27 protein-coding genes are annotated in these 26,425 nt (G+C 40.7%); 8 read left to right on the forward strand and 19 right to left on the reverse strand.

Annotated elements, in window-relative coordinates:
* Window positions 1-15: 15 nt before the first annotated feature.
* The 6 genes from HF638_RS24585 to HF638_RS24610 form a co-directional block, all read right to left on the reverse strand.
* Window positions 16-867: a glycosyltransferase family A protein gene (locus HF638_RS24585; protein WP_076252131.1), complete on the reverse strand. Its 852-nt coding sequence runs from the start codon at window positions 865-867 to the stop codon at window positions 16-18.
* The gene (locus tag HF638_RS24590) at window positions 864-1,529 is read right to left on the reverse strand and encodes a glycosyltransferase family A protein (protein ID WP_169482614.1); all 666 of its coding nucleotides are present in this window, start codon (window positions 1,527-1,529) and stop codon (window positions 864-866) included. The genes HF638_RS24585 and HF638_RS24590 overlap by 4 nt, the downstream gene beginning before the upstream one ends.
* A gap of 4 nt (window positions 1,530-1,533) precedes the next feature.
* A complete protein-coding gene (locus tag HF638_RS24595; protein WP_076252136.1) occupies window positions 1,534-1,953 on the reverse strand; it encodes a hypothetical protein in 420 nt (139 codons plus the stop codon).
* A gap of 1 nt (window position 1,954) precedes the next feature.
* Entirely contained in the window at window positions 1,955-2,992 is a 1,038-nt protein-coding gene (locus HF638_RS24600) for a phosphoenolpyruvate carboxykinase (ATP) (RefSeq protein ID WP_169482615.1), read from the reverse strand.
* A 38-nt stretch (window positions 2,993-3,030) separates the two neighbouring features.
* Window positions 3,031-4,188, reverse strand: a complete 1,158-nt coding sequence (locus HF638_RS24605) for a nucleotidyltransferase family protein (protein ID WP_169482617.1) — start codon at window positions 4,186-4,188, stop codon at window positions 3,031-3,033.
* A gap of 259 nt (window positions 4,189-4,447) precedes the next feature.
* Window positions 4,448-5,116, reverse strand: a complete 669-nt coding sequence (locus HF638_RS24610) for a DNA alkylation repair protein (protein WP_169482619.1) — start codon at window positions 5,114-5,116, stop codon at window positions 4,448-4,450.
* Between the two features lie 217 nt (window positions 5,117-5,333).
* Between HF638_RS24610 and HF638_RS24615 the strand changes: the two genes are divergently transcribed.
* Both HF638_RS24615 and HF638_RS24620 read left to right on the forward strand, forming a co-directional pair.
* Window positions 5,334-6,308, forward strand: coding sequence for a YndJ family transporter (locus HF638_RS24615; protein ID WP_169482621.1), 975 nt, complete (start codon window positions 5,334-5,336; stop codon window positions 6,306-6,308).
* A 91-nt stretch (window positions 6,309-6,399) separates the two neighbouring features.
* On the forward strand, window positions 6,400-6,852 hold the full coding sequence (locus HF638_RS24620; RefSeq protein WP_169482622.1) for a HEAT repeat domain-containing protein: 453 nt from the start codon (window positions 6,400-6,402) through the stop codon (window positions 6,850-6,852).
* A 252-nt stretch (window positions 6,853-7,104) separates the two neighbouring features.
* On the opposite strand, the gene HF638_RS24625 is transcribed toward HF638_RS24620, so the two are convergent.
* A complete protein-coding gene (locus tag HF638_RS24625) occupies window positions 7,105-8,565 on the reverse strand; it encodes an aldehyde dehydrogenase family protein (protein ID WP_348982134.1) in 1,461 nt (486 codons plus the stop codon).
* 609 nt (window positions 8,566-9,174) lie between these two features.
* Between HF638_RS24625 and HF638_RS24630 the strand changes: the two genes are divergently transcribed.
* The 4 genes from HF638_RS24630 (at window position 9,175) to HF638_RS24645 (ending at window position 12,300) form a co-directional block, all read left to right on the forward strand.
* On the forward strand, window positions 9,175-10,251 hold the full coding sequence (locus HF638_RS24630; protein ID WP_169482624.1) for a DUF1796 family putative cysteine peptidase: 1,077 nt from the start codon (window positions 9,175-9,177) through the stop codon (window positions 10,249-10,251).
* An 857-nt stretch (window positions 10,252-11,108) separates the two neighbouring features.
* Complete coding sequence (locus HF638_RS24635; RefSeq protein ID WP_169482626.1) at window positions 11,109-11,426, forward strand: transposase; 318 nt, start codon at window positions 11,109-11,111, stop codon at window positions 11,424-11,426.
* Between the two features lie 11 nt (window positions 11,427-11,437).
* Window positions 11,438-12,046, forward strand: coding sequence for an IS3 family transposase (locus HF638_RS24640; protein WP_348982127.1), 609 nt, complete (start codon window positions 11,438-11,440; stop codon window positions 12,044-12,046).
* Window positions 12,047-12,057: 11 nt separating this feature from the next.
* The gene (locus HF638_RS24645; protein WP_169482628.1) at window positions 12,058-12,300 is read left to right on the forward strand and encodes an integrase core domain-containing protein; all 243 of its coding nucleotides are present in this window, start codon (window positions 12,058-12,060) and stop codon (window positions 12,298-12,300) included.
* Window positions 12,301-12,556: 256 nt separating this feature from the next.
* Here HF638_RS24645 and HF638_RS24650 read toward each other — a convergent pair whose 3' ends face one another.
* Window positions 12,557-14,047 (reverse strand): aldehyde dehydrogenase family protein, encoded by a 1,491-nt coding sequence (locus HF638_RS24650; RefSeq protein WP_169482629.1) that lies wholly within the window; start codon window positions 14,045-14,047, stop codon window positions 12,557-12,559.
* 28 nt (window positions 14,048-14,075) lie between these two features.
* Window positions 14,076-15,161, reverse strand: coding sequence for a 5-methyltetrahydropteroyltriglutamate--homocysteine S-methyltransferase (locus HF638_RS24655; protein WP_169482631.1), 1,086 nt, complete (start codon window positions 15,159-15,161; stop codon window positions 14,076-14,078).
* A gap of 270 nt (window positions 15,162-15,431) precedes the next feature.
* Here HF638_RS24655 and HF638_RS24660 point away from each other — a divergent pair, with 270 nt between their 5' ends.
* The gene (locus HF638_RS24660; RefSeq protein WP_169482632.1) at window positions 15,432-15,977 is read left to right on the forward strand and encodes a hypothetical protein; all 546 of its coding nucleotides are present in this window, start codon (window positions 15,432-15,434) and stop codon (window positions 15,975-15,977) included.
* 136 nt (window positions 15,978-16,113) lie between these two features.
* Window positions 16,114-17,457, forward strand: a complete 1,344-nt coding sequence (locus tag HF638_RS24665; protein WP_169482634.1) for a right-handed parallel beta-helix repeat-containing protein — start codon at window positions 16,114-16,116, stop codon at window positions 17,455-17,457.
* 608 nt (window positions 17,458-18,065) lie between these two features.
* Here the strand turns inward: HF638_RS24665 and HF638_RS24670 are convergent.
* The 10 genes from HF638_RS24670 to HF638_RS24715 form a co-directional block, all read right to left on the reverse strand.
* Entirely contained in the window at window positions 18,066-19,088 is a 1,023-nt protein-coding gene (locus HF638_RS24670; protein ID WP_169482636.1) for a reverse transcriptase family protein, read from the reverse strand.
* A 193-nt stretch (window positions 19,089-19,281) separates the two neighbouring features.
* Window positions 19,282-19,587, reverse strand: coding sequence for a hypothetical protein (locus tag HF638_RS24675; protein WP_169482637.1), 306 nt, complete (start codon window positions 19,585-19,587; stop codon window positions 19,282-19,284).
* Window positions 19,588-19,603: 16 nt separating this feature from the next.
* The gene (locus HF638_RS24680; RefSeq protein ID WP_169482639.1) at window positions 19,604-20,698 is read right to left on the reverse strand and encodes a phosphoribosyltransferase-like protein; all 1,095 of its coding nucleotides are present in this window, start codon (window positions 20,696-20,698) and stop codon (window positions 19,604-19,606) included.
* 288 nt (window positions 20,699-20,986) lie between these two features.
* The gene (locus tag HF638_RS24685) at window positions 20,987-21,868 is read right to left on the reverse strand and encodes a hypothetical protein (RefSeq protein WP_169482640.1); all 882 of its coding nucleotides are present in this window, start codon (window positions 21,866-21,868) and stop codon (window positions 20,987-20,989) included.
* A 9-nt stretch (window positions 21,869-21,877) separates the two neighbouring features.
* Entirely contained in the window at window positions 21,878-22,177 is a 300-nt protein-coding gene (locus tag HF638_RS24690; RefSeq protein ID WP_169482642.1) for a DUF6575 domain-containing protein, read from the reverse strand.
* A 15-nt stretch (window positions 22,178-22,192) separates the two neighbouring features.
* The gene (locus HF638_RS24695; protein ID WP_169482644.1) at window positions 22,193-22,579 is read right to left on the reverse strand and encodes a hypothetical protein; all 387 of its coding nucleotides are present in this window, start codon (window positions 22,577-22,579) and stop codon (window positions 22,193-22,195) included.
* Between the two features lie 273 nt (window positions 22,580-22,852).
* Entirely contained in the window at window positions 22,853-23,332 is a 480-nt protein-coding gene (gene rlmH, locus HF638_RS24700) for a 23S rRNA (pseudouridine(1915)-N(3))-methyltransferase RlmH (RefSeq protein ID WP_017691463.1), read from the reverse strand.
* A 250-nt stretch (window positions 23,333-23,582) separates the two neighbouring features.
* Complete coding sequence (locus HF638_RS24705; protein ID WP_017691462.1) at window positions 23,583-23,750, reverse strand: CxxH/CxxC protein; 168 nt, start codon at window positions 23,748-23,750, stop codon at window positions 23,583-23,585.
* Window positions 23,751-24,088: 338 nt separating this feature from the next.
* A complete protein-coding gene (locus HF638_RS28700) occupies window positions 24,089-24,613 on the reverse strand; it encodes a hypothetical protein (protein ID WP_248278260.1) in 525 nt (174 codons plus the stop codon).
* A gap of 315 nt (window positions 24,614-24,928) precedes the next feature.
* Entirely contained in the window at window positions 24,929-26,206 is a 1,278-nt protein-coding gene (locus HF638_RS24715) for a S1C family serine protease (protein ID WP_169482645.1), read from the reverse strand.
* Between the last annotated feature and the right edge of the window lie 219 nt (window positions 26,207-26,425).

Here is a 26,425-nt window from a genome sequence, read left to right on the forward strand (position 1 = left end):
CAGTAATTTCAGTCTTCACTCGTTGCTCGTTCTATTTCTTGCTATCATGGCCGTAGTTTGCATTAAGGTCTTCTTAAATGCAGCAATCATATGTTCCACTTCTTTGTGATAATACTCTTGATCACATTCACAATAAGGCAAAATACTTAAATAAAGCTGCTTGATATCTTCTATCCGTTTCATAGTCTCCGTGAAACTACGCTTCGTACTAGAATGACCGCTACTTCTCCTGCAATATACATGCAGCTCCTCGTTTAGATAAGCACACTTGCTTCTGCTCGCGATTGGAAGTAGCAGCTGCGGATTCTGATCCACAGTGGATGCCGGAATCTGACGATTCGGATAACAGGAAAACAAGGCTTCTGTTCGCACCATAAATCGGCCCGCAAGTTCCAAGATACGTTCATGGAACAAATCATCAAATATATCGGACAAAAACGGCTGATTATTTTTTTCTCTATACATAATCGGATTCTCTGTCTCATCTTTGATTAATCCGTTGCTTCGCACCATATTAATATCAGGATGAGTTAGAAGACACTCTACCTTCTTTTCAATACTGTCATCCGTCCAGTAGTCATCCGCATCGCACCAGGTTAATAGTTCGCCGTGGACACTCGGAAGTGCTAGATTTACAGCAGCCACCTGTCCTGCATGGTTTTGGGATAGAACTTTCACCGATATACCTTTTTCTTCCATTATAACTGCCCGCTCTGTAAGGACCGAGAGTGAATCATCGGTAGACCCGTCATCTACCAAAATAAGTTCTAACGGCGCATAGGTCTGGTTTTCTACAGAATCTAAGAAGGTGTTTAAATATGGCATGGCATTGTAGATTGGCGTTATGATGGATACTAACGGTTTCATTCTTTTGACATCCTTTTCCTTAAAATAGCTGCATAATTTTTCATTTCTTCTTCACGTTTTAAACGTCCTGTATTGGTCATATGAAGGCGTCGCCTTAACGTTACTTGATTGATTTCCCGAACCACGGCTCGTGTTTCCTTCAAACTCATCATCCAATCTACCGTTTCTCCACTTGAAAGATTTTCATCGAAGTATCCGTTCCGATCAAAGACTGATTTTTTGATAAGCGCGCAGCCCGGCAATACACCGCCATAACCGTTTTCTCTTGCCTTCAGTTTCATCCTTTGTTCACTCGATAACTCCGGCGAAATAAAATCTTTTGCCTTTCCATATACAACAACACAGTTCGATTCATCTTCCATGGCAGTAAAAAGATTATCCAATGCATCCTGAGACAAAACATCATCTGCATCCAGAAATAATACATAATCCCCACAAGCCATCTTGAGTCCGACATTCCTTGCTTTTGCTGCACCACCATGTTCCACCGAGATCACACGATCACCTAATCTTTGGGCAGTCGCAAAGGATTGATCTTCTGATTGATCATCTACAATAATAATCTCCTTCTCGCCATTCCAGGTCTGGTTCGATATCGATTCCACTGCTTCTTCTAAATAATATCCCGCATTATATACAGGCATAATAATGGATAGCCTCATTGTATTAATCCTCTTCTTTTAGCTTAGGCCATCCCATATCTGCTTCCACATCATGTACAGGGTCTGCCAACAGAAGATCTTGAACCTCCGCGAATTCATTCAACTCAAGGCTGTAATCTCCATGAACCACGACAAAATCGCCCAATGATTCTTGGCTGTAAGGTTGATCATCTAAAATAAATATTTCCTTTTCCGTAAGCGCAGCAATAAACCGCTCTACACGCTGATCAATATCCACTACACAGTCTTCATTATTTTTAATTGTATCGACAATCTGCTTCGGGTCCTTGCCTTGCATCAACGCATCTAAAACCATCGATCCAAGAGCACTTGCTCCATAATACATTCCAGTAACAAAATTGATTATAATGGCTTGTCCGTCAGCAATATCATAAAACATCTTCTCATCATTTAATTTATACATGTTAAAGTCCCTCCATAAAGTTTTGCAATACGATTACATTCTTCTTAAGGTCTTTACTTAAACGGAACTCATAAACGGGTAAATCCTTCAGTCTGTCCATCATTCTCTTAACCATTTCTGTATCTCTTCGTCCGCCAATCTGACTTACACTGGAATGAACCAATTTTACCAATACTGAACCTCGGTCCGTCGGCACAATCATTGGATCGCTTCCCTCTGTAACAGTTGGACACAAAATAGCTTTAATCGGTAATTCTTCCTGAAAAGGATAGGCGGATGCATCAAAGAACTTCTTCCCGTTTCGCTTTTCCTCCGTCTTGATAACAGGCATGTTCGGTTTCAAAATCTGATACATATCCGAATTCAATCCAACCATTGTATATAGTGGAAGTGCATTTCGTTCTCCCACTTCATGCATCATAACATAATCATCTGCCACAAAATCTAACCCCTCAAGCAAGCAACTCACCGATAAAGTTGACTTCCCAGCACCACCCCGCGCACTTATCAATACACCCTTATGATTAAATCCGACTGCAGCGGAATGCAGAATCAATATGTTCTCCTGCTCTGCCCAAAAATAAAAACATCTTATAAGTGGATGTCCCAACATGCAATCATCATAATCAGTGCCTGCTTGTCTGCAGAAATAATAGGTCTTCCTGATGTAGTCGGCACCCTCCATCTCCGTACTTCTAGTAACCTTGATGCTTCCCGTTGCATCCTTTCCCTGATATACATCGGTTATTGCTCCTTCTGGCAGCGGCTTATCGCGAAACGAATCGGGAATATAGACATTAACATCATCCGTATAGCACCAGATTACTGCATCCGGCACTACGTATTGCTCATTTGAAAGGACTCTTCCCAAAAGAGATGATCGTATTAATGAAACCTCTATCTCATCCCAATATCGAATTTCGAGAACCTTACCTGCTAATCTGATTTGCATATTCTTATAGTACATCCCGTTTTTCTTCAAAATTCGCTTATTAACATCTTCGAAGAAAGTGGAAATTGTAGCTTTTTCATTATCCATCCATTATTCTCTCTTTTCTCGCATAGTATTTGTTCTAATCAACGAAGTCTTAACCGTGAGAGAAATTTCTGATACAATTTCACGGGTCTATTTAAGTGGTAAAGTTCGGCAACATATTTTGCAAAACACATACCAGATTCTACTTCCTTTAATTCATGAGAATAATATCTATACTCCTTTCTGATAGGTTTATATTTTATTCTTAAATGTATTACCCGCAGCGTGATTGAACTATTTTCGTCCGCACGGCGTTCTTTCATATAAGGCACAATCGTCTCATAAAAATCCATTGCGTCTTTTAGCCATTTGCCATATCCACTATCCACTGCAAATAAAATTTCTGCATCCTCTAACGAAATGTCCTCTGGAAAACAGGTTGCAAATAATTTCATCATCAAGTGAACCCGATAACTACAATGCAGTTCACTCGCGCGCTTTGCTATTGCTGTCCAGTCCGTGTCAGGCATCATTTTCAAGACCATTTTTGCATCAAATAACCACTTCATCCGTCGTTCCGGCATCTCATCAACAAATATGCATCTGGATTGCGAATCTAATATATGGACAAACATGTCTAGCGGTGATAATACTCTGAATTTACAGCTATTCACCTCAACCTGTTCAACTCTCTCCCAAATATCACTGCCCTTTTCAAGATTGTTCTTAAATATGACATGATGAATATCAAACTCCGTCTTTCCCAACTTATATGTAATGGAATGCTTAGCTTCTACTATATACTCCGCACCCATATCTTGAAAAATCGAAACCGCTTCTTCATATTGTTCGCCCTCGAGCGCAAAGTCTAAATCAGCCATCATTCTAGATACTCCTGAGGCAAAATGTAGACGCATCGCGGCTCCCTTTAAAAGCAAAGGGTATATATTCTTTTCATTCAACTTCTGTGTACTCATAAAAAGTTTCTGTAGCATCAGGGCATTCTCCACCTGATAATAACGATAGATGCCTTTTAATTGCGGGATGACATGCTTCGGAAATCCCATCCAATCGACGTTATACCCAAAATGAGCTAACATCAGCAGATAATTATGATTACCCGTATCCATATTCAGACCCTGAAGCTGATCCTCTATTTCTTCTATATTCACGTGTTCCTTAAATAGGAGTGACAGTAATCTTTGCTCGCACGGAACAAGTAGCCGTTTTTGCAACTCTTTCTCTATCGCTATATTCATATCTATTCTTTTTATCCTTTCATCTTTATTGGCTTTAATGTACAGTCAAAAACTTATTGAATTTCGTTTCATTTTTCCCAGCCGGTTTGTTCCATTTTGATTACTTATTTTTGAAATTATAACAGAGTGCTATGAAAGAATAATGAAAGAAATAAACCTGTGGTTTGGTTCCTACTCATTGGGCAAGGCATCATTATTATTAATGGATGCAGTCAGGGAGGTCCATTAGTTCGAATCACATAGGGATTCGCAGGGGTAACTAATTCTTATTTCGTTTGTTAACTTCAATCGCAATGAATTCCGGCAAATAATTTGGAGTACAGCCCTTTGATACCATTTCACCTTTATAAAGGCACGTTATCTCACCTAGTTTGATACAACGTGCACGATACTTTTCATCAAAAATGCCTATCCAGGCTGCGGTGAAATTCATAGCCCATTGAACTTCCGGTTCCTCCTGCGTAATATTAGCTTCTATTGTAGATAGTAAGTCTTCGGTGTTATCAGGCGGCGTTTGCCCAGTCCATCTCAATCGCGCTTGATAATACCAGAAAACTCGCCTTTGAAGAACAGAAGGGCTATTTTCCCATGACTCCATCAATGCAATTGTCTTCTTGTCTTTGGTGAGCTGATTAGCCATTAACCAATCCATCAAGTTATTTCGCTCATCAAAAGTGTGCGTCTGCATATCCTCATCCAGCCTATTTAGCACTTCTTGTGAAAGAAGTTTTTTATCCATAATTAAGATTGCTAATAGTCTGGGTAAAAACGCTTCGGTTGACCACAGTTCCATCGCTAGTTCGTGATCTTTTTTTATGTCCTTGGCGATTTTTCGTAAGTCGCCTAGCTTAGTTTTACTATTGAGCTGTTGTAGAATGTTTTCTGCGTTTGAAGAGAATTTCATTTCTGTACTTTTATTATTATTCATTTGATACAGCTCCTTTATTAAAGCGCTATTTCATAATTGTTCTGGGTGCAATATATCAATAACTTAATTTCGTTATAAGTATTATTGCATCTATTCTCCCATACCAATCCTTCTCGCAGCAAGATAAGCTTATTTTCATATATTGACAATTAAATGTGTTAGACTACTAAAAGAAGAATTGCCGATCTATACTAAACGTCGTTAGAAAGGAAACCACATGAATAGTTCCTTGAAGCAACGAATGAAATCATTATTAGCACCAGCGTTTCCCGGTGGAATCATAACCATTCTTATATTTTATCTTGATTACTTCCAATTCGAACTTGTTGAAAAGTTTCTACTGTTTGCTTCTTTCGTCATTGTACCTCTTGTGATTTTACTTTTGAACTATGACGCAAAGAATAAATATCAACGAATGATTTATGTTGCTATTAAATGGCTTCAATTTCCTGCTGCGCTTCTTACCCTGGTCTCGGTAATGAGTAGTAGGATGTGGGGGTTAGAAAGTACGGCAATCCCAGGGATTCTGTCCCTTGGGTGGCTACTGTTCACACTGCTACTTGGCATCTATGGCTTGACCACGATTGTCATCTCTAAAGGAAAAGCAGCGGAAATAGCGATTGGTGCGGGGCTCGTTTATTTTTTTGTCGGGGGCATTTGGTTTACCTTATATCAATATCAATTGGACCTCTTCCAAGCTAATCCTGCAACGCACGCGTTAAGCTCGCTCCACTTTCATTTCTCATCTGCTATTGTTCCGATTTTTATTGGTGCACTGGGACGCATCATGACGAAGAAAAGCTGGTATCCTTGGGTTGTTGCCATCGATATCATCGGACCTATATTGATTGCTATTGGTATGATTTTCTCCAAGCCAATTGAATATATCGGTGTCACTTTGTTCGCCTGTAATATTGTGGTTTACACCGCTTATCTCCTTACTTACTTGAGAAAAAATGCTTTGGATATTAAGGCAACCATTTTTTTAGGCCTTTCTTGCCTAGCTTTCTACACGGTTGTTGTCATTTCCATCTTCTATCCGTTACTGAAAAATATGTACTCCTTAACCATACTCGATTTTATTCCCATTTACGGATCTCTGTATGCATTTGGTTTTGTCTTATGTGGACTGATTGGTTGGGTGTTTATGGTGGACTTCATTAAGGAAAAGGCTAGCCAATCGGCTTCATAGGAGTAGTTTAGTCAGGTTCGTGCTATAATAGTGATCACATAAATAACATTCATCATTCTGCCGAGATGGCGATGATTAAGGAGATTGAATTTTGACGAACAACCATGATGTTGGAGCAGTGAACGAACTACCGGAAAACTTTGAAGAGCTCAAAAGAGCGGCTAATCGGACGTCAAGCTGGAGAGACAGACTGAATGCGGTGAACGAATTGGGAAACTGGGATACAGCCCCTACCATTAAGTTGCTGCAGCATGTTTTGAAAAATGATCAAGTGTTTCAAGTACGTGAAGCTGCATATCTTAAGCTTAAGCAGTTGGATGAAGATGTACAAATGCCTGCCAAAAACAAAGGCGAGCTGTTTAAAGGTACTAACAAAATTTTGCTACGGATTAAAAAAAGCCTTCCTGAAGGTCACACATTTGAGCAATTTAAGGAAAAACTGCAAAAGACACGTCTGGATATCTATGATACTTACGAGGGCGACAAAGATGCTGAGTTCGATTCCTGGCTCCATGGCATTTGGGAGACACTAGGCAGAAGATAACCGCCGTTCACCGTATAATAGTTGAATACAAAGCCACTCCATCAATGGAGTGGCTTCTTTATTTCTTCAGGCTCACCTCCATCAGATATGAGTTGTTTTTTTCTGAAAAGTTGCTGCGGTCAAACTTATCTGACAAAAAAACGCCCCGTCTACTGATTCTTAAAGATCAGTAAACAAAGCGCATAGTTAGAGCCTACCTTCAATTTCACATGTACATACCTCGTACGATGTCAAAGTTGTGTGCTATAAGATTTATTCGGGTATATAAGGAAGATCCAATGTCTTCGGAACGTTGATGACATGTTTTTCTGTATATGTGCGGATACCTTCCGCGCCATATTCACGGCCAATACCAGATTGCTTGAAGCCACCGAAAGGAAAGCGAACGTCGAGCCCCTGCACAGCAGCCGTATTGATCATTGTCGTTCCAGCTTCCAGTTGACGTGCGACGGAGATGGCATCCTCTTCTTTCCCCCACACAGAACTCGTCAATCCATATATGCTTTCATTGTGTAGATGAATAACCTGCTCTTCATCGTCAAATGGCAGAATCGGAACCGTAGGGCCAAACTGTTCCTCTACTACAATTGGATCATGAACATCACAACCCAAAACAAGCGTAGGTTGTAAGTAGTAACCCTGGTCAAACAGCTTCTGATCCAGAATTTGCTCGAGAGGGATGACCTTAGCCCCGCGCTTTTGCGCATCTTCCACCAAACCAAGCACATAATCTTTCTGCTTCAGGTTATTAACCGGGCCTACCGTCGTATTTGAATCAAATGGGTCACCAATTCGAATCCAGCGATTTGCCGCCTCTATATATTTTTTCACAAACTCATCATAAATAGAACGGTGTACATACACACGTTTGGCGATCATACAGATCTGGCCTGCTGTCAAAAAATTAGAAATGACAATCCGACGCATGGCTCGCTCATCATGAACATCAAAGCTTTCCAAGAAGATCGCCGCATCATTACCGCCAAGCTCAAGCGTCATATCCTTAATCGTTTCCGAAGCTGCTTTGATAATATGCTTAGCGGTCGCGGTGCCACCTGTGAAGGTGATCTTTGTGACATGACGATTGGTAGTCAGTTCAACGCCCACATCCGCATCACCATGGACGACATTGATTACACCAGCCGGGAACTCACTCGCAATAATCTCTGCCACCTTCGCTGCCGCCAGTGGCGCATATGGGCTTGGTTTAAGCACAATGGTGTTGCCCGCAAGTAAGGCAGGAGCGATCTTAATCGTAGATAAAGCAATGGGATAGTTCCATGGACTAATCGCTGCCACCACACCAATTGGATCATAGGAAAGAATCGTTTTACCATTCTCATGCGCTTTGATCTCTTCCTGTAGAGCCGATTTGGCTTCATTACAAGCAAACTCCATCCACATTAACGAAACATAAATTTCACCGTGTGCATCATACAGGGGCTTGCCATGCTCTCTGGACAGCAAATGAACAATTTCATTCTCAGCTGCTCTAATCTTCTCGATCGCCTTACGCATCATTATAATGCGTTCATCAATGGAGGTCTGCTTCCATGTTTTAAAAGCCTCTGCCGCCGCTTCAATCGCTTCAACGGCTTGTTCTTTCGTAGTGACAGGGAAATAGCCTACGATCTCAGTTGGGTTTGCCGGATTCTCTTTTGCTAACTGCGTCTCTATAAAACAACTCAACAATAAAGAGAGAACTTTACTGATTAAAACTTCCGCATCTGAAAAACGTTCATTTTTCAACAATGCACTGACTTCCGGAAGAATCTCCATAAGCAATTGGTGAAGTAAACCATATGCTCTCTGATAACGATCTCCAGGTGACTTTGCCAGGACTTAAGAATTACCGTTTCAAGCGGCTCTTCTAGCTCAGATCGAATTTCAACCAAGGGATGAGGAGACTCTGAAATATGTACAGAGCCCCAATCATTCCCGTCTTCTATTTGAAAAGGGAGCTGACCCTTTCATAAAAAATAACGCCTAGTACAGAGATCACTGCGTTGATCTGGTGTGCGATTCATTCTCCCTGTTTGTTCAGGAGATTTATAAACAAAAGTTGACTCGACAATCCCACTTTACCAAACAAAGCAGTGTTTTCTATGTGGGCAAGACCCTTACTAAAACGGACACATCTTAACCCCCGCTTGGAGTCAACTCGATTTTGACTCTGCGAAAGTTGAGATAATAACATCAACACGAAAGGAGTACGAAATTTATGTATGCATTTTTGCCTATTTCAATTAAGACTCATTATACTTCACTGTGTATATGCCGATATATATTCATATAATATTTTGTGAAAAGGAGTTAATTATTTTGTACAACTCAGTAGTATCATTAGGATGGTTTTGTGCTACATCTGCATCTTTATCCAAAAATGGATTTAGAAGTTTTTCTGGACCTTTTGATTGGTGTTTTTCTGAATACGAAAGCGTACTCCATTTTATTGAGAATGATTTTAAAGATTTTCTATCTATTGAAAATATTGAAACAATTGATGACAAACCAAAGGAGTTTAAGGATTTCAAATATAGCATGATTTTTAATCATGATATTCATAACTCATTTGCAGAAGACTTTCCGACCATAAAGGAAAAGTATATTCGAAGAATCCATCGATTCTTACAAGAAACTAAAAATGGAGTTTGTTTTATACGAGCTGTTAAACATCAACAAGAGCTAGATTACATTGCTTGTAACCATAGTAAAATACACAAAATTATAACCAAAAATAACATTGATAATACTGTGATTTACCTTATTCCTAAATATCTATCTACACCAAAAAATTTCCATGAAAAAAACTATATATTAAACATCAACGTATATCAGGGAAATTTCCGCGAAGCGCTTAGAAGTCTTTTTGATACGATTCAAGATGATAGTTTGCTGTTACATTTGAAAAATAATTATCCAGAGACAATATATAAAGATAATCTCATCTTTGATTTACAATCCGAACTCAAGATAGCCCAAAGCGGAAATTCTTCTCATGTAATACAATTACAAGCTATTAGAGATGTGGATAATGCTTACCGTCAAATGAGTATAAATGAAACTAGATGGCAACGACTTATGAAATTACATCGCGCTAATTTCTGTCATCTAACACTACCTTCTTCCATTGCAATATATGGAGCTGGTGATATAGGAAAGGTCTTCTATGACAGAGCAAAAGATTTCACGAACATACAATGTTTTATAGACAAGAATCCATGTGAAAAAGAATACATGGGCGTCCCTATTATTAAATTAACAAATTATAAGCCAGAACCTGACACAACTATAATTGTCATCCCTACATATGCATATACAGAAATACGTAATGACCTAACCTCAATATGTAATGTAAAAATATCTTCTATAGTTGCGCTTGAAACAGTTTTTGATTAATAAAATCTTTTCTAACCGATCCATACTCAACTTTCGTAGCTCATGTCTTTAACAAACCTTTGATGTAGATATGCAACATATATATATTAATGTAAAAATAAAGAATTTTTATTTGTTTTTTCCTGAGACATTTTTGTGGTGTAGCTAATCAGTTGGTCAAAAGAGCGTTCTTGATATTTCCTCGCTAGATGCGGTTGATGCCTTGCAGGCACTGGCCTTACTTGCAGGATCCAACATCGACTATAGCTTATGGAAGTGAGTCGTCAGCGTTGAGCTTGCATTCAACGAGGATAGCGAGAAGCATTTTTTAGCCTAGCCCCTTCTGCCAATAATAATATGGTGGGATGGGCTTTTCCTTTGCCTGGAAAAGTCTAAAAATCAGTTCAAAACCTCAACTTAATCATCTATAAAAAAAACTATATTTTTCTATTTAACCATCATATTCTTATAGAGAGGTTGATATACATGACAGATGATTCGAATGATTTTAAAAAATTTAAGTAAATCAAATCTTTGAGCTAGCAATGATAAACAGATTATCGATACATTTGAAACAAGTCTCATATTAGATGATGAAAAGAAAAGTTCCATTCCACTTTCCAAAGGAAAATATGATGAGTTAAAGGGGACCTTAGGTATTAAAATGTACCCTATAAGATAGACACTTTAAAAAAGGTCATCTTGTAGGGTCTTTTTGTGTACAATGAATAAAAAAACGAGAGGTGGTCAAGCGAATGTAAAAAAAATACTTTACAACTCCAGAGCAAGATCAGTTAAGAAGAAATCTGGAGCTAGAATAAAAAGTGGACACCCGTTAACGGACAGAAGGATAATAAGACTAACGAAGGTGTGTCCACATGGGAGAACAACGGCAACGATACAATGAAGAATTCAAAAAGCAAACGGTCAAGTTTATTCAAGAACAGACGAAGACACTCAGTGATTTGGTGGAAGAGCTTAACATCCCGAAAAGTACGTTACATCAATGGATGAGCCAATATCGCGAGCTCAAAAACGAACCCGCTGCCAGTATGGACCGAGTTAAGGAACTCGAAGCAGAGCTGAAAGAGATGCGTCGCATGCTCCAAGAAAAAGAACATCGACTTGCCGATACAGAAGAGGAACTGGCTATTGTCAAAAAAGCGGTGCACATCTTCAGCAAACCAAAGAACTGAGATTCCAGTTCGTGGAGAACCATTGCTCCGAGTTCCACTTGGAGAAGATGTGCGAAACCCTGCAGGTCTCACGGAGCGGGTACTACAAATGGCGAATGAACAAAACAAGCATGCAGCAGCTTCGGAAATCTCAGATCATGAAGCGAATTCAGTACCATTTTTCCGACCACAACAAGCGATATGGTAGCCCCAAAACCACCCGGTTGCTTCATCTGAAAGGGTTTAAGATTACCGAACGTACGGTAAGTGTGTACATGCGCCAAATGAAGCTCCGCTCCGCCGTTAGCCGGATGTATCGTGTCCAGACCACAGACTCCAAACATAACCATCCGGTCGCACCCAACACGCTGAATCAACAGTTTAAAACGCTCAAACCGAACAGCGTCTGGGTTACAGATATCACATACATCCCGTGCCGAGGAGGACGCTTATATCTCGCCAGTGTCCTGGATTTGTGCACGCGTGAAAATGTTGGTTGGCGTTTGTCGAATCATATGGAAACTAGTTTGGTGCTGGATGCTTTACAGGCTGCTTACACTGCCAAACGACCTGGTCAGGGTCTGCTCCATCATTTGGATCGCGGATCCCATAGACCTCCAAAGAGTATGTCGAGCAATTAAGTGCCTACGGTATGGAATCGAGCATGAGTCGCCGGGGAAACTGTTACGATAACGCCTGTATCGAGTCTTGGCACAGTATTTTGAAGAAGGAACTCATTTACTGTAATCCACGCTTTAAAGCACCGGAAGAGGCCTACACGGCCATCTATCAATACATTGAGTTTTATTACAACCGCAAGCGAATGCATGGCTCACTGGGGTACCTTTCCCCTGCCCGTTTTGCACAGCAATTTACCGGAAAATCCGTAGCGTAAATGTCTACTTTCTTGACAGAGGTCCATAAACAAAACACCCTATTACTAATGGAGTGGCTTCTTTATTTCTTCAGGCTCACCTCCATCAGATATGAGTTGTTTTTTTCTAAAAAGTTGCTGCGGTCAAACTTATCTGACAAAAAAACGCCCTGTCTACTGATTCTTAAAGATCAGTAAACAAAGCGCAAAGTTAGAGCCTACATTCAACTTAACATGTACATTCCTCGTACGATGTGAAAGTTGTGTACTATAAGATTTATTCAGGTATATAAGGAAGATCCAGTGTCTTCGGAACGTTGATGACATGTTTTTCTGTATAAGTTCGGATACATTCCACGCCGTATTCACGGCCAATACCGGATTGCTTAACCCCACCGAAAGGGAACCGAACGTCGAGCCCCTGCACAGCAGCTGTATTGATCATTGTCGTTCCAGCTTCGAGTTGACGTGCGACGGAGATAGCATCCTCTTCTTTCCCCCACACAGAACTCGTCAATCCATATATGCTTTCATTGTGTAGATGGATAACCTGCTCTTCATCGTCAAATGGCAGAATCGGAACCGTAGGACCGAACTGTTCCTCAACCACAATCGGATCATGAACATCGCAACCTAAAACAAGCGTAGGTTGTAGGTAGTAACCTTGATCAAACAGCTTTTGATCCAAAATTTGGCCGAGAGGGATGACCTTAGCCCCGCGATTTTGCGCATCTTCAACCAAACCAAGCACGACATTTTTCTGTTTCAAATTATTAACCGGGCCTACTGTCGTATTTGAATCAAATGGATCACCAATTCGAATCCAGCGATTTGCCGCCTCTATATATTTTTCCACAAACTCATCATAAATAGAACGGTGTACATACACACGTTTGGCGATCATACAGATTTGACCTGCTGTCAAGAAATTAGAAATGACAATCCGGCGCATTGCTCGCTCATCATGAACATCAAAGCTTTCCAAGAAGATAGCCGCATCATTACCACCAAGCTCAAGCGTCATGTCCTTAATCGTTTCCGAAGCTGCTTTTATAATATGCTTAGCTGTTGCAGTTCCACCTGTAAAGGCGATTTTAGTAACAAGAGGATTACTGGTCAGTTCAACGCCCACATCCGCATCACCATGAACGACATTGATTACCCCAGCCGGAAACTCACTCGCAATAATCTCTGCCACCTTCGCTGCCGCCAGTGGCGCATATGGGCTTGGTTTAAGCACAATGGTGTTGCCCGCAAGTAAGGCAGGAGCGATCTTAATCGTAGATAAAGCAATGGGATAGTTCCATGGACTAATCGCTGCCACCACACCAATTGGATCATAGGAAAGAATCGTTTTACCATTCTCATGCTCTTTGATCTCTTCCTGTAGAGCCGATCCGGCTTCATTACAAGCAAACTCCATCCACATTAACGAAACATAAATTTCACCGTGTGCATCATACAGGGGCTTGCCATGCTCTCTAGACAGCAAATGTACAATTTCATTCTCAGCTGCTCTAATCTTCTCGATCGCCTTGCGCATCATCATAATGCGTTCATCAATGGAGGTCTGCTTCCATGTTTTAAAAGCTGCCGCCGCCGCTTCAATCGCTTCAACGGCTTGTTCTTTCGTAGTGACAGGGAAATAGCCTACGATCTCAGTTGGGTTTGCCGGATTCTCTTTTGCTAACTGCGAAAGGGATTTTACATTCTGACCATTAATGAACGCTTCAACTATAATTGTCTCTTGGTCTGCTTGGATCGTCATTTTGAATCCCCTCCGTTATTTAGATGGATTAATTCCAAACTTCTTCTGCAATTTCCTTCACATAACGAAGTTTACGCCATTGTTGTTCTTCCGTTAAAATATTGCCTTCTTCTGTAGATGAAAAGCCACATTGTGGACTCAAACAAAGTTGCTCAAGTGGTACATAGGTTGCCGCCTCTGCAATCCGAGCTTTAATGTGTTCTTTATCCTCTAACTCGCCTGTTTTCGATGTAAGTAAACCCAGCACGATTTTCAAATCTTTTCGATTCACATATTTTAATGGCTCGAAACTACCTGAGCGCTCATCATCAAATTCTAAAAATAATCCATCTACGTTTAAGCCACCAAAAATAACTTCAGAAGCATAATCATAACCACCCGTTGAGAAATAGTTCGATTTATAGTTACCACGACAAATATGCATCGTCACAACTAAATCTGCCGGTTTTTGAGACAAGGATTCATTAATCATGCGCTGCATTGTTTTCAACTCTTCCGCCGGTTCTAGACCTTTAGCACGTAACTTATCGTGACCAGCTTCTGAGAATAGGTCTGCCCAAGCTGTATCATCTAATTGCAGATATCGACATCCTGCATCATAGAAAGCTTGAATGGCTTTTTGATACGCCGCAATCGTATCCTGAAGGAATTGCTCTCGGTCCGTATAGATATTAGCGTCATTTTCCAATCGATATAGAAGCATGTTGGGACTTGGAATGGTCTGTTTCGCTACTGCGTCACCTGCATGCTTTTTCAAAAACTCAAAATCCTGAACAAAGGGATGACTCGAGAAATCAACTTTACCAACAACACGAATCCCACCCTTGCGCGTTTGCATATTATGGAATTTCGGTCCGTCTATTTGCTCATACAACTCTACGCCATCCAAGCCACCCAGAAAATCAAAATGCCACCAGCTTCTGCGGAATTCACCATCCGTAACTGCAGATACACCATTCTCCTTCTGCTTTTCAATAATTCGAATAATCTCTTTATCTTCCACAGCTCTTAATTCTTCATATATGATGTTACCTGATTTATATTGTTCACGTGCCTGACTTAAATCTGCAGGACGTAGAAAGCTACCTACATGATCATTACGAAATGGTATCATAACTATTTCTCCTTCTAACTTTTTAGTCTAATGAGTATAGCATGATGAAAAGGAATGCTTGTTATATGAAAAAAGCATGGCTAGTCATAGCTTTTAACAATATCTAAAGTTTCGAAAAACAAAAAACCACAACCTCATAGGGTAATGATGTAGCTTACCTTATATCAGTATACCTTTAGCCCGACACCTGACTTCCTATCTCTCCCAATACATTTTTTCTAGTATAATAACGAGATACATCAAACATTTTTAAATAGAAGGAGAGTTGTTATGGAATATCATGTATCCAACCATGGGAATGATCAAGGAAAAGGAACAGCAGATCAATCCCTTCGTACCATATCACGCGCTGCGGCTCATGCCATGGCTGGTGATACCGTTATTGTTCATGCGGGAGTATACAGGGAATGGGTTAACCCGGCGAATGGAGGAACAGCGGAGCATCGAATCGTATATCGATCCGCAGGAGACGGGGAAGTTGTGATTACAGGAGCTGAGCGAATTACCAACTGGAAGTCTGAAGGAGACCATGTTTGGAGCACAGAAGTGCTCAACTCTATCTTTTCCGTTCGTAATCCCTTTGAGGTGGAGCTCAGTGGAGACTGGTTGTTTGATGGGCCTTTCCCGGTTCATCTCGGCGATGTCTATCTGGATGGCAAATCATTAAATGAGTGCAATAGTGTTGAAAGCGCTCACAATCCTGAAGTTTGGCCCGAAGCCAAGTATCCCAAGGATTCATTGTTAAAATGGTATGCCGAAGGTTGGTTCTACGACAACCAAAATCTGGCCCAACTTTGGTGGAAAAGACCCTCGTAAGGAAAATGTAGAAATTAATGTTCGTCCTTATTGCTTCTAGCCTGAGAAATCGGGAATCAATTATATAACCGTAAGTGGTTTCACACTTCGTCAAGCTTCTCCTCAATGGGCACCACCTACCGATTACCAGGAAGGTTTGATCGGACCTCACTGGAGTAAGGGCTGGATTATTGAAAACAATATCATCAGTGAATCCAAGTGCGTTGGTATTAGCCTGGGTACCGAAATCGGTACAGGTCACAGCAAGTCTTTAGAGAAGCATAGTAAAGGCGGTACTCAACGAGAGCAGGAGGTTATTTTACGAGCATTACGCTCCGGCTGGCATAAGGATAACGTCGGCAGTCACATCGTTCGAGATAATGTAATTCATGATTGTGAACAGGCAGGCATTGTGGGTCATATGGGAGCAGTCTTCAGCCGCATTTATCAGAACCGTATTTATAATATTCACCATAAACGACTCAGACACGGTGCCGAAGTAGCAGGGATCAAACTGCATGCTGCACTAGATACTCAAATTAACGAAAATATCATCTATAGCTGTTACCGTGCGCTTTGGCTTGACTGGCAGGCACAGGGTACCCGCATCAGTCGTAATGTATTTTTTGACAACATTTCAGAAGACCTCTTCGTCGAGGTGTGCCATGGTCCGTATATGGTCGATCACAACCTATTTCTCTCTCCGATGAATTTCAGAAATATGGCTCAGGGAGGGGCATTTGCTCATAATTTGTTTGCAGGCCGATTTGTCGTTCGTTCCGAAATTACCCGTGTTACACCATATCACTTCCCTCACGAAACGGCCATGGCCGGATACTCCAATATCACTGGAGGCGATGACAGGTACTACAACAATATCTTCTTGGGTGATAACGATGCGAATAAAGAACCTGTTCCTATTATCTTCTTTGAGCATCTTCCCCTTAAACCAAGGGATGAAGTTGGAGAGGACGGGAAGACGGTCATGGACGGGGTTCCGGATAATTCCATATGTTATCTGCATGCTGTTGGACTTGGCGGCTACGATCAACATCCTAATGTGAAAGATAAGAAATGGTGGGAATACACCAAAGAGGAGCTTATGGAGCTTGGCGATGCCGCAAAGGATTTCTTTATAGGCAATGCCGTACTTCCGGTAGCTATGGGTGGCAATGTATTTCTTAACCATGCAGTTCCAAGTACTCATGAATCCGATGCGACTATAGTTGCACAGAAGGGCGTAAAAATTGAGATGAATCCTGCACTAGGCAAAGTGCACATTCAGATCCATGATCCCGAATTACTTCGGGGAACCTCTGCAATGTTAGTTACCACGGATCTGCTTGGAAAGACTTATCACGCCAATATGAAGTTTGAGAAGCCGGACAGCAGTCCATATTATTTTGACTCCGATTTCTTCGGAACAAAGAGACCGGATGCAGATGTTACATCTGGTCCGTTTGAAATAACCGAACAGGGTACGATTAATTTTGAAATTTAGTTTATTCTTGAGGATCCAGTCATTTCAGGTGACTGGATCTTTTTTGTGTGTAAAGCCTCTATTCCGCTAATCGGGATAGAGGCTTTTAATTGGTGAACGATGCTCTGTTTTCTTTCGGGTGAGCTTTGTTTTATCAAAAGTATTCCGCTGTTACTTATGATACGGTTCACCGTATCACTTTAAAAGCGAATCATAGTTATTTCAAATTTGTTCTTGGAGCACATTAAGAAAAGTTGGTAACAACTCATCTATAATCGTAAAAGGAGCATTTGCAATAAAACGTTAGCTGCGCATCTTATCGCAACAGGCATTCGATATAGGAAAGTAAAAGGTTGTCGGCTTTGTTCTCGACCGATAGCATGGCATGAACAGCCTCATCGATACAATGCTTCTAGTTGTCCTTATTCAATTAATGCTAAGATGGGGAGGATGTAGCTCATGTTGGACTATCTTGTTCAAAATGGTTATGTGGTGACTCCCATTTTAAACGAAGTCGGCATGGGTCTTTTTATTTCTGTTGTTATGCTTCATCATTACAATCCGTAATTGTAAAATAAAACCACTTCCAATATAATACGAAGTGGCTAAGTTAATTTATAATTTTTTATTTAATCCCAATCTAAGTCCTTAATCATCTTTATAAACTTTGCACCCTTTACTGGATCAACCATATAAATAAATCGTGCTAATCCAATTAAATACCCCTTATAATTAGCAATAGTGATGAGCCCTTGATATTTTAGATGTCCATTAACTCCGAATTTACGACAATAATAAATTTCTTTATTGAGTCTACGAATATATTTTTGTGGAATCCTTACACCTTGTGAAGTAACAACTAAACCCGTTATAATTTTGGGATGTTTACCCTTCATTAATCGGGTTTTCGCTTCGTTGACTATAAAATTATGTTTGCTTAGAACAGATGTCACAATTTGTTTTAACTTTTCAGAAAGTACAAGGTAACCCTTTTTTTGAACACCTGAAAAAGTAATGTCATCTGCATATCTAGAATATCGAATATGGTACCGACTAGCTATTTGTTGAAATTCTTCATCTATATCTCGAAAAAAAAGGTTGGACAGCATCGGACTGGTAGGAAAACCCTGCGCTAACTTCCCATGAACAGTCGTTAACAAGCTAAGTGCCTCACTAACCTCGTTTGAATAGCCAATCCCCATAAAAATTCTCTTAACTTCGTGATACTTAATAGACGGAAAGAAATCTTTAATATCCATTGAAAACACCCAAAACTGTTCTTTATATTGATGGGTTTCGGCGTTCGTTAGAATGGACTTAGATTTCACAAATCCGTGGGCACATTCTGACACTTTTATCTCATTTAAAATATTTTTCAGAATCCATTTTTGAATCGTCTTTAGTTTATAGTTTGGCTTCCAAACTTCTCTTAAATCACCATTTCGTTTTTTGATAGAATAATGATTCGTGTTTTCAGTCATGAATCTTTTTAGATCATGATCCTGTAACTCAAATAACTTCATTAAATGTTGATTGTCGAAAATAACTGGACATTGCTTAAAATATAAATTTTCAGCATAGTAAATGAGATCCTTCTTCTCTTGTTCAGGTAAATCGCTTAACTGAATATTAAATATAACTTGCTTTATCATATTCTATATGTTTAGTGACTACCTCACCTTTAAATTAAGGAGACTGCTAGATTTTAGTTCTTAATTTAAAGGTGATGATGATTCTGCGGTTTTTGCAGAATTATCATTATGGTTTGAAGTAAGAAATAAAATAGATACTTACTTCGATTAGCACTTGCTAAAAGTCTAGTCACAGCTAAACATTATACCTCCTTTAAAGCTTTTTTGGAACATAATTTCCCAATACACTTTCATCGACTACATACTTTAATTCATTCATCCCCTCAAACGAAATTGAATCAAGATTTGAATGTTCTAATTTGCTGGTACCCTCCAACGTTATTATTAGTCTACCTTCTTTAAAATCAACCCATTTCGAAGCAATAAGATAATCAATACTATGAAACACTTGCTCTGTTGTAATATTTAAATACTCCTTTATCGTATCTATAATCAGATCCATATCATAGTCTCTTATAATTATTAACAAAATGTCCCTTTTTAAAGAAGAAAACTTCATATGGTACCTCCCCCCCTTACTCCCGTAAATACTGATAAGTATCTCTCATATCTTTGATACTCACTTCTCTTTCGACCTTATTCCTTTTGGTTCTAAGAAACAGAGCTTTCCAAGTTGGACTTTCCTCTGAAAGTAAGGTTAAGTTGTTATTTGGTGCATTTACAAACGAAGCAATGGCATGATTCTTACAATACGGACTTGGTTTCAGTCGATTTTGTTTATTTACTTTTTCTATGAGTGCTTTTACTTCCTCTATATTGTCTCTGGAAAATATTATATCTCCCGCTAATACATCTATTGTTTTCTTGTAGAAACTAATATGAATCTCAATTTCTAATTCTTTTACTGTATCTTCGATTGCTTCCATTCCTGACTCACTTGCTTCGATCACCCACAAAAATAAGTTAATAGTAATTTTACTTTCTCTTATAGTTTTATCTAATTTTTTTAAAAATTGGACTACAGAGTCACCTGTCCCAATAAAGTCGTCAATGATAATCAGATTTTTAATTGAATAATAGTTTTGATGAAACTCTTTAATTGATTTATCTATACGTTCTTTTTTTCTAGCTTTAATTGCTTGTAACTTGCTAATCTGTTTTTCTATTGAAGAACGTATCTTTCGGTTTGCTCTATAGGCTTCTAACTTAGTTTGTAAACCGTGAATTGAAACTTCCCCTTTAACCACTTCTTGATCAAATTCTTTAATAGCTTTGCTGTTAAATTCTTTACTTGCTTTATACTTTTCTAGATAGTCTACTGCACCATTTACATGAGTCTTATTAGCATCTATTCGATTAGCTAATCTAAAGATTGAAAACATATCTACAGATGATTCAATTCTTTCTTTCCTTCTTAAGGGTAGAAACAAAGATTGTTCAAAAAATGGTGTTTCACTGTTGTTTTTATTAAAAATATCTTTATACGCCAAAGATGTTACACCCTCGGAATAATAAATAAAATTACTACATATCTCTAGTATTGTTTTAAAGTCATCCTTCCCAAGCTTAGTCTCCCACATATTTAAAATTTCTAGTTTTTCATCTCTTTGTACTTGGTTTAAATCCCAATTGTTTACAATTCTAATGCTATCTTTAGTTTGATTTACCATATTGTTATTCCTCGGAACACGCTATCACTACCTCCTTATTATTTTAAAGCATCACTAAACAAAAGTGAAAGAATGCCCTGTTAGCAAACCCATAGTTAACATATTCTGTTGAGAGAGGTATTAAAGAAATTAAGCTAATCTTATCTTTAATACCTCTCTCAATAATGATAACTTTAATGTTTGCTTGTGGTACCGTTTACCGCACTCTCTGTAACGGCAAGTTTAGTGAATTCTACTTATAATACCTGCAAAACACAAACTAGACCACATATGAGTGATCTAATTTTGTTATTTATTTTCTTTAATATTTAGCAGTGAATAGGTGACTTTTTCTTCACTTGTTGTTGGATTTATCTCCAGAGTCTCCTCAATTTCTGCAATAACATTATATGTAGGGACTTTAAAGAAAACACCGCTGTCCACTTGGCCTAACAAATCATCAGATAAAGTACCTTTGTAAGTCTCTCCTTCAATTGATACGAATTCAAAACTGGAACGCTTCTTATTTTTATTTGTCTGAACACCTATTAAGCGTAGATCACCCATCAATTCTAACTTTTGAACAGTGTCCTCTCCCTCTAAGTCCATAATGCCTATAGCTGAACGAATATCCTGTATTGACAAGCTCGCTACTCTTTTCTCCCTAAATGGCGAACCCCACTCTGCTTTGAAAGAGATGTTTGCTTGTTCAAGCGCTTGTAGGAAAAAACGATATCGTGCGATGGATCTACTTTGCAATTTCTTTAATATTGCTAATAGATCTTCCTTACTAGCACCAGCTTCTATTAGGTCCATTAATGTACTCAATGCATCGTGTACAGAAGTAGGAATCAATCCATTGTGTTTTGCCTCTAGCCTTATGCCAACAGATGCTGCAAAATTACCAGCATAGTACATGGTAACTTCTTCCTTTGTAGATGCTGGAATTCTTCCTCTTGTTGCAGCATCCTTATGGGCTAATGTCTCTAGCATACCTTGAGAACGAAGTAGTATAAGACCTAAATCATTTGCCGGAATTGTTTGAGAGTGATGACCATCATTTAGGTAGAGCAAGAAAACATCTCTAAAGGTTTGTTCTGCATCTCTAGCTGCATCCAAATCTAAGACAGGAAGGCGTCTTTCAGGAAGATTTAAAAATACATCCTTTGCTGGTAAATCATGATCAGCCAATTCATTACATTAACGTATTTCTGCTGTACCTTTTGACTCATCAAATGGAGTAGTTATCTCCCAAATCCATCCTTGTTCGGCTAATAATAAAGAATCCCTCAATGAAATTTTACCGGTTCGAACAAACTCAACTCTTAATTCAGTTGAGGGTATAAGAAACCATTTCTCACAGAATTCATCATCATCAACAAGGTGAACAATGTATTTTGAATTAGTCTTATCGACACACAAAAAAATAAATGGTCTATCATAAAACAGAAAATGTTCAATAACACTCATGATTCCTAAAGGTGTAACGAAGGGTTCCATAAGATATCTCCCCTGTTAGATTACGCTAAAATGATCTGTTACGACTTTTTCCTTAAAAATCCAATATGTTAAATGTGATGTTCTTTCTTGTACAGGTGTATTTCTCACCATTCCATATTCTGGATTAGTCCTTCCAACAGCGATTCTTTTCTTCGGCAAGTTATTACGCTGAAAATAAATAGAACCTGCCAGCACCTCATTCTGTTGAACTGCATCGTCATACAACTCAAAGACAGATAATCCACACGCTTGACATGCATCCCCTCTTACTTTACGCCCTTGCTGGGATAAGGCAATAAAGTCACTTTCCAGAGGGGGATTGTTGTCAACTAAACGAAAAACTTCTACAAACTTCCCTTCAGCATTGATTGGACATCCTTCTGGGAAATGCTCCGGCCACATTATGATAGTATCCTCCAGATTGGTGAAATATTAAACATAGATTATTTCAATATTTTACCACAGACAATACCATAAGAATAGTATATTTGGCCTACACTAAAAAGATGAAATAAATTAATCGACATAAGAAAACCGGCTGCTTAATAAACAAAGTGGAATGTCTCAAAGGACATTCCACTTACACTAGCTATAAAGCATGCTGATAACATAATCTACAAGATCATCGTAAGTCCTAAAGGCCTTTTCACCCTTCTTGTCAGCAAATTTTTAGCCTTACTTATGGTACGGCTCCCCCCGATTTATCTTCACTGCACGATAAATCTGCTCCACCAACACCAGCCGCATAAGCTGATGCGGCAGGGTCATGCGCCCGAAGCTTAAGCGCTGCTTCGCGCGGCGCAATACCTCATCGGAGAGCCCGTGGCTTCCTCCAATGACAAACACGACATGGCTCGTCCCATACGTGCCGAGCTTGTCGATCTCCAATGCCAGCTCCTCGGAACTCCAGAGCTGGCCATCCAATGCGAGCGCGACAACGTGCGCCTCGCTCTTCACATGCGCGAGGATGCGTTCGCCCTCGCGCTCCTTTACCGCCCGAACCTCAGCTTCGCTCAAGGTATCGGGCGCCTTTTCGTCTGCGACCTCGATCATTTGAAACTTGATGTACGGGGCAAGCCGCTTGGCATATTCCTGAATGCCCAGCGTCAGATATTTTTCCTTCAATTTGCCTACGCCAATAATCTGAATAAACATAACAATCCATTCCTCCTAAATTGTCTTGCGAAATATTCTATAAGTAAGATGCTTCACAGCATCGTTCGTTCCAACTATATAACCTAAACTACGCATTTCTCCAAATTCTAACGAGATTCCCCGCACAAACACAAAAAGAGCGCTCATCACGCTCTCCTTGGCTTCTTGCTGTGATGTTCATACCGGATGGAAAGTCAGCCTGAAGCGCCACCTTAAGTCACGCCTCCAGCCGTCTAAATCCTACAGTACGCTAAACGACGAGAAATTCCGCGTGCTGTTCGCACTCAGCGCACTTCGCAGGCGGGTCCCAGTCGGCAAATTCCGTCTCCTTCAGATCAACGATATCTGGAGCGTCCTCATACTCATCGACAAACATATCGATGGCAATGTCCACGTGTTCTTTGCATACAACGTACATCCGTTATGCATCCTTTCTGTAACCAGCTATGTTCCCGATTCACAACCGCGTATCCCATTACAGGATAGCCACTTCTCAGTTCTATCACACCTGCCACTGAAAAGAAACCCCTAGCCCTAATTTATCGTACCCAACATCCACCAAACCTCTCCATACGCCGTAAAAGAACACAAAAAGCATCCCTTCCAGATACCTCTACGGTACCTGAAAAGAATGCTCCTGTAACAGTAACAATCCAATTCACATAGCGAATGAATCTTGCTCCGGCGCCTGAATTACGAAAACAGAGTTACTTATTCACCTGTTCCATTCCATGAATTGTCTGTAGTCCACGCTCTTTACTTCAACCCCGATTGCGCCTTCGTCAACAGCTTCCCGCCTTGAAAAGCAATAACCGCATTAGCACCATTGCCGGCTGTGCCTTTATAGTTGTACACCACCATATTCTCCGCTTCACTCAGCGCTTCACCTTCGCCACCAAGGATCTCGATGACATCTTCTACCGACATGCCGACCTCAAGCTTCTCATACTGAGCAAATGTAATCAGCACCCCATCGCCTTTCCCGGCCGAACCGTTGTTTCCCGATGCTACAGGTGTTTGACCACCTGTCTCACCTACCGCAATCACATTTGTACTCAGCTCACTCAACTTGGCCTCAAGCTCTGCGATCTTTTGCTCCTGCTCACTGCTCCTGGCTACCTGCTCCACCAGTTTCTTCTCAAGTCCTGCAATCTTCTCTTGCAGAGCACTTGTATCCACAGCAGCTCCTGTTGTAGCTACCTCAGATCCACAGGCAGTCAGCATAAAAAGGGACAGCGCCAAGCTCGTTCCCCCAAGCATCTTTTTCCTCAATCGTTTCATTAAAAATACCCCTTCCATTGTGAAATAAAATCAGATCGACAAACAGATGTTATTTGCATCAGCGACCGTCTCCAACATATTGACAACAGTTTACCACAGCCCGAGTCTTATGTATCTGCTCCTTTGGCTCCGGGTCTAACTGATCATAGGAACATAAAAATGGTTAATCTACTCATTTACTGTCGAACGAACTCGTCCGCCATAGCATAATACTGAACCAACAACTAAAAAAGAGTGGTCAGTTGATCTGATCACTCTTTTAGCATTCCCTATTTCAATCCACGCAACAGTAAAGGCTCGCTTGTTGAACTTCCCTTACTCCGGTTTATCCGTCAGCTTCACCGATACCTTCTCAGCTTTGCCATCCCGGTAGAAAGTCACTTCAATTGTATCCCCAATCTTCTTCTGATCGTACAGATACTTCCGCAGATCCAGCGTGGAGGTAATTTTTTGTCCGTCAAATTCCGTAATGACATCATTCAGCTTCATGCCCGCTTCGGATGCCGGACCGGACGCTTCCAGCACAACCACACCGCTATCCACGTGAGATGGCAACTTCAGATCCTTACGCTGCTCGTCATCCAGTGGTGCATAAGGGTTACTCAGATCCACCGTGTACACGCCCAGATATGGACGAGATACTTTGCCGTTTAGTAGCAGGGAATCGACCGTTCTCATCACTTCATTCATCGGAATCGCGAAGCCGAGACCTTCAACGCCCGTATCCGAGATCTTCATCGTGTTGATGCCGACCACTTTGCCGTTCAAATCGACCAATGCACCGCCGCTATTACCTTCATTAATCGCCGCATCCGTCTGGATCACGTTTTGCTCCCAGTCGTACACCCCGTCCTGATTAATCGATACAGGCAGAATACGATCCGTGTAACTGACAATACCGGATGTCAGCGTACCGCCCAGACCGAGCGGATTCCCGATCGCCAACACCGTTTGACCGCGTTGAAGTTTGCTGGAATCGCCGATCTCCGCCACTGCACCCAGCCCTTTGTCTTCTGCAGATAGTACAGCTATGTCACTCACACGGTCTTTACCGACCAGCTTCGCTTTATGAGTCTCCCCGTCCACGGTCACAATCTCCAGATCACTCGCACCCTCCACGACGTGGTGGTTGGTCATGATGTAGGCCTTGCCATCTTCCTTCTTGAAAATGACCCCTGAGCCCAGCGCGGAATCTTCCATCGACAGACTGCTACCCGTTTTATGGTTCACAATGCTCACCACGGAAGGACGAACATGAGCTGCTGCCTGGATAATCCGATCGTATGGATCAGCTGCCTGTGCTGTCGGTGCACCGCCTCCACCACCGTTGCCTGTAGCATTAGCCAGCGGTAACGATGCGGGCTGTGTAATGAAGCTAAACAGCGTGACGGTCACGATGGAACTGATCACCGAGCTGATCACGGCTACCTTGACTGTGGAGCTGATTCCCGTACGCGATCTGCGCGGATTGCTCCAGCGGTCACGTCCATGTGCCCTGCCTCCAGGGCGGATGATCTGAAGTTTGCCTTTCTGTTCAGGTTCGGCGCGTCTTGATACTTTGGTTGAATAAAAATCGTCTCCAAACAATCCCATCGTGATCCTCTCCCCTTCGTTGTCACGCATCAAGACCCTGACTGCCGCCTAAGTTGTCGCATGGATCAACGATGATGGTGTTCTTACGTTCCCCCACTCCAGCCACAGCCGAGCTTTCGATCGCTGTTACTCACAAATTCCCATCCCACTTTCAGGGTGAAATTTGTTCATCGCGTATGCTCTCGAAGTAGCTTTCCTTCAGAAAGCTTTCCGGCGAAC

The organism is Paenibacillus sp. SZ31, from assembly GCF_012912005.1.
In the GTDB taxonomy this organism is placed as follows: Bacteria; Bacillota; Bacilli; order Paenibacillales; family Paenibacillaceae; genus Paenibacillus.

Excerpts from the sequence above, each read along its gene's own strand:
- HF638_RS24585 (WP_076252131.1), bottom strand. The coding sequence starts at position 867 with ATGAAACCGTTAGTATCCATCATAACGCCAATCTACAATGCCATGCCA.
- HF638_RS24590 (WP_169482614.1), bottom strand. The coding sequence starts at position 1,529 with ATGAGGCTATCCATTATTATGCCTGTATATAATGCGGGATATTATTTA.
- HF638_RS24595 (WP_076252136.1), bottom strand. The coding sequence starts at position 1,953 with ATGTATAAATTAAATGATGAGAAGATGTTTTATGATATTGCTGACGGA.
- HF638_RS24600 (WP_169482615.1), bottom strand. The coding sequence starts at position 2,992 with ATGGATAATGAAAAAGCTACAATTTCCACTTTCTTCGAAGATGTTAAT.
- HF638_RS24605 (WP_169482617.1), bottom strand. The coding sequence starts at position 4,188 with ATGAATATAGCGATAGAGAAAGAGTTGCAAAAACGGCTACTTGTTCCG.
- HF638_RS24610 (WP_169482619.1), bottom strand. The coding sequence starts at position 5,116 with ATGAATAATAATAAAAGTACAGAAATGAAATTCTCTTCAAACGCAGAA.
- HF638_RS24615 (WP_169482621.1), top strand. The coding sequence starts at position 5,334 with ATGAATAGTTCCTTGAAGCAACGAATGAAATCATTATTAGCACCAGCG.
- HF638_RS24635 (WP_169482626.1), top strand. The coding sequence starts at position 11,109 with ATGGGAGAACAACGGCAACGATACAATGAAGAATTCAAAAAGCAAACG.
- HF638_RS24645 (WP_169482628.1), top strand. The coding sequence starts at position 12,058 with ATGGAATCGAGCATGAGTCGCCGGGGAAACTGTTACGATAACGCCTGT.
- HF638_RS24650 (WP_169482629.1), bottom strand. The coding sequence starts at position 14,047 with ATGACGATCCAAGCAGACCAAGAGACAATTATAGTTGAAGCGTTCATT.
- HF638_RS24655 (WP_169482631.1), bottom strand. The coding sequence starts at position 15,161 with ATGATACCATTTCGTAATGATCATGTAGGTAGCTTTCTACGTCCTGCA.
- HF638_RS24660 (WP_169482632.1), top strand. The coding sequence starts at position 15,432 with ATGGAATATCATGTATCCAACCATGGGAATGATCAAGGAAAAGGAACA.
- HF638_RS24670 (WP_169482636.1), bottom strand. The coding sequence starts at position 19,088 with ATGATAAAGCAAGTTATATTTAATATTCAGTTAAGCGATTTACCTGAA.
- HF638_RS24675 (WP_169482637.1), bottom strand. The coding sequence starts at position 19,587 with ATGAAGTTTTCTTCTTTAAAAAGGGACATTTTGTTAATAATTATAAGA.
- HF638_RS24680 (WP_169482639.1), bottom strand. The coding sequence starts at position 20,698 with ATGGTAAATCAAACTAAAGATAGCATTAGAATTGTAAACAATTGGGAT.
- HF638_RS24690 (WP_169482642.1), bottom strand. The coding sequence starts at position 22,177 with ATGGAACCCTTCGTTACACCTTTAGGAATCATGAGTGTTATTGAACAT.
- HF638_RS24695 (WP_169482644.1), bottom strand. The coding sequence starts at position 22,579 with ATGTGGCCGGAGCATTTCCCAGAAGGATGTCCAATCAATGCTGAAGGG.
- rlmH (WP_017691463.1), bottom strand. The coding sequence starts at position 23,332 with ATGTTTATTCAGATTATTGGCGTAGGCAAATTGAAGGAAAAATATCTG.
- HF638_RS24705 (WP_017691462.1), bottom strand. The coding sequence starts at position 23,750 with ATGTACGTTGTATGCAAAGAACACGTGGACATTGCCATCGATATGTTT.
- HF638_RS28700 (WP_248278260.1), bottom strand. The coding sequence starts at position 24,613 with ATGAAACGATTGAGGAAAAAGATGCTTGGGGGAACGAGCTTGGCGCTG.
- HF638_RS24715 (WP_169482645.1), bottom strand. The coding sequence starts at position 26,206 with ATGGGATTGTTTGGAGACGATTTTTATTCAACCAAAGTATCAAGACGC.